The 3,562-nt window shown below is 49.0% G+C and carries 3 protein-coding genes and 1 pseudogene; all 4 read left to right on the forward strand.

The window, feature by feature from the left end; genetic code table 11:
- Positions 1-150 precede the first annotated feature (150 nt).
- Positions 151-603, forward strand: a pseudogene (locus tag PA6_RS24705) (TniQ family protein); the annotation flags it as partial.
- 156 nt (positions 604-759) lie between these two features.
- The gene (locus PA6_RS23225; RefSeq protein ID WP_255209953.1) at positions 760-2,067 is read left to right on the forward strand and encodes a TnsD family Tn7-like transposition protein; all 1,308 of its coding nucleotides are present in this window, start codon (positions 760-762) and stop codon (positions 2,065-2,067) included.
- Positions 2,064-2,717, forward strand: coding sequence for a hypothetical protein (locus PA6_RS23680; RefSeq protein WP_147289544.1), 654 nt, complete (start codon positions 2,064-2,066; stop codon positions 2,715-2,717). Before PA6_RS23225 ends, PA6_RS23680 begins: the two co-directional genes overlap by 4 nt.
- A 537-nt stretch (positions 2,718-3,254) precedes the next feature.
- Positions 3,255-3,562 (forward strand): hypothetical protein (locus PA6_RS24100; RefSeq protein ID WP_021703169.1); only part of this gene is annotated, 308 nt, incomplete at its 3' end.

Below are 3,562 nucleotides of genomic sequence, written 5' to 3' on the forward strand. Positions count from 1 at the left end.
AGCCGAGCACCTTACGAGCCGAGGCAAAGCTTCCCCCTCAAAGCCAAATGAAAAAACTCTATCCCCAGAACAAATTAAAAGCATGGTTCTAGAAAACTCTGAATGACCGCTCTCACGCAGAGAACAATGAGAAAAATACCTAATTTTCCAATGCCACTTAAGAATGAGGCATATCAATCAGTCATATCTAGGCATCTCGCACGAAGTGCTGGGACACCAGCCAATAACCTAAAAAAACTTGGCTTGATTGGGGCATCTGCCAGAAACATCATCCCCAACTCAATTCATATTTTGCCGAGTAGACTTCCCGTAGCCCATCCCTGGGCAACTGACGCTGCACACATTATTCTCCACCATTCAACGATACCTCTTTTCCTACAGTTCTCTCACCCTACAGTTTACAGCCACCTGATCTCTAAACTGTCACAAGGCAAATCCACAAACCCTATTGCCACTTTAGGTTTCACACACCTCCACACAAGAACCCTACTCATAGAGAATGACTTTAAGTTCTGCCCGCAGTGTCTTGAGGAGGATTTGGACAACCATGGATTTCCTGCATTCTATAGGCACCACCAGCCGAAATTTGTAAAAATTTGCCCGAAACACTCAACAATACTGCTTTCGTTCTGCCGGAATTGCGCATCGTCTCTTTCTGCCACTAAAACATGGAGATTACCTAACTCCTGCTCATGCCTTTATCCTAACTTTCAGCCGGCTATATCTGCCAAACCATCCACTGACACACTGGAAGCGCTCTTGCATTTGTCCAAGCGCACCCTCAGCGTGATCAACGAAAGCCAATTAGAACCAACACTTGCCACCGATCTAACCGCAAAACTGTACGAGGCGGGAGCTGTAACCGCATCTGGCCATCTAAAACACGCGGAGATCAGAGAGCTCATCACTTCTATATATCCGGCCGACTTCCTACGAACGCTCGATCTTGAAACGTGGATAAGCAAAAGGCGAATCAACGCAATCTCACTGAAGCTCGCCCCAAATCGCACACCGAATTTCTTACAATGTCTATTAGTGCTTGACGCCCTAGAAGGCTTCCAGCGCCCCCAGTGCCCTTCTCCGTTATTCCGGGACTTAAATATCCCTAACAAATATGTTGTTCTTAGCGCCATGCAAAATTCGGAGACAAGTATAGTGAAGCTCGCCAACTCTTTAGGCATCGGCTTCAACCGAATGATAACCACGCTACGCCATCATCGAATTAGGCTTCCCCTAACCCAGAGTTTTGTAGAAAGAAATGGGGTAGATAGGATTGAAAGTATCCGCGGCGCACTCAGGAGCGGGCTACCTATCCAGCAGATCACGAGCCAATACAGCATCAGCCCTTGGTCGCTTCACCTCATAAGATTGGACAGCATCGAACTTGACAGCCTGCACAAGGATGGCGCACTTAAAGCCAAGATCAGTAACTACCGAAGTATTATCTCGGATTTCATCGACTCCAATAGTACCGCGACAAGATCCTCTGCGAGGAAGGCACACCCTCATGTAGTTGACTTACTTTACAGTCAGGACCAGGAATGGCTAGACAAGGCGCTACCTATAGCAGCAAACTATCAAAATACTAAACGGGCTAAGCATCGCGTTGACATAAACCAACTCGATGAGCAATTCGTTCAGGCGCTCCGAAAGCAGGCGCAACACTTCTTGCAGCAATCTGGACGCCCCAAGAGAGTCACCACTACTATGCTTTTGAAATCAGTGGGGATTACCTCAATTTTAGGCCCCAAACCTAACACCCCTCGCTGCAAGAGAGCATTCTGCGAAGCGCAGCAGCTTGCTGAAACCATCGAAAGCTTTGAAGCCAGACTTATTAGCTGGGCAGTGAACGAATACGCCAAACTTCACTTGCCAATTTCTACCAATAGGTTGCGCCGTGTAGCTCGCATGCCAGCTAATCGCCTTCATAAAAGCCGGGACTTGATTATCAAGCTTGCTGCTTCTCTTGACCTAGGCTTCGACTCAAGGTGCACGCTATCACCACTCTATCAGAAGCCATACAAAGCCGTTGAAAAGCACGAATCTGAAAGCCTAGGGACAAAATGAAAAGCGAATCTACCGATCTTTACGGAATAGCACCTCATATCGATCGAGCCAAGGATCTCTTAAATCAAGATACCGAGACGTCGCTTCGCTATGCAGCATTGGAACTTCGATTATCTTTGGAATACATCGCATATCGGCAGCTTCAACAATATGGCGATGTATTTCCAAGTGGAGTTATTGGCACGTGGAAGCCAGATCAAATAGTACGCCTCCTAGCGTCTTTTGATCCTATTTCGGAAAATGAAGGCGAGTTATCCTTTGCCATCCCGCCTAGCAATGGCGGCATGCCCACCAATTGGATGTCTCTTGGTAACACCAAAGCCATCCCTTGGCGGAAGTTCAGATCCTATTACCAGAAATTGGGCTCTTTTCTTCATGCCCCAGCACCGAAGCGGGCTGGCCCTGAGCGCAAGCCACTGTCGAAAGATCTTTTCCAAGATGTAGTCGAAGCAATAGAGAACGTTATGACAGCATCCTTGATCATGGCGATCCAGAATGTCATATCTGCTCACTGCGAATGCGGCACAATCATTCACATCGGAGAAGCTGAATTCATCGAAGGCGAAACACTCTCCTGCCCTAACACGAAGTGTAATTTACCGTACATCAAGCGCATCTCTGAGGACGGAGTTGGGGTTATGCCGAGATAAGGGGAAAATTCACTCACTTCCTCTCTATCCATATGATTAATATCACAATTTTAAAAAATACATGGGTATCGCGATATGGCGATTCTGACGCGTGTCACCCAGGTCGATCACTGCTACACGGCGAGGAAAACATGGTTGGTGCCGACGTGGGTTACAGGTGTAGGAACAAACAGTTCCCTGATGCTTAGGAATGAGGTCGATTAACAACCTCAGAAGATCCTTCAGTTGAACCGGTCGCGGCAAATCAGGCAGCCGGAATGAATGATTCTATAATCACTCTATAATTGACTATAAAGACCGTCCTAGAGCGGCAGCTAGGCTGCTCCCTGTGACTTGAGGCTTCCCCTCCCTGTCAGACTTGTTTCGCACGTCTGGGTATTGCGCCCCCGCTAGCCGTTAGCAGCCTGGCATCCTCGTCTGGGCACTGGTTTGGACCGGCTGTGAGAGAATGAGGCTGGCCAGTACGACAACAATGCTGGGAGCAATGATTGGCCCATATGCCCAAAACCTATGGCACGCATTGTTCAGGGGGATGTTATGGACAAGCTCTACGACAGGCTGGTTTTGCCGAGAGGCCACTACCGCTTGCATGTGGCGGTACTGACGGGTCTGCCTGCTTCGTTGGTCTCTGATCTGGCCCAGGCGCTTGGGCGATCGCCCGTCCAGATAGCGGAATGGGTCGGAGTATCCTCCCTCAGTGCGGCAATGTCTTTGCAGGCAAGTGAGGTTTTCTGTCGCCTTGTCGAGACTCTCGATGCGCTACTGGAGCTGTACGAAGGGGACCTAGAAGGTGCACTCCGCTGGCTAACGGCACCGAATGTGGTGTTGGCCAATGAGAGGCCGGT

This window comes from Aquipseudomonas alcaligenes NBRC 14159, from assembly GCF_000467105.1.
Taxonomy (GTDB): Bacteria; Pseudomonadota; Gammaproteobacteria; order Pseudomonadales; family Pseudomonadaceae; genus Aquipseudomonas; species Aquipseudomonas alcaligenes.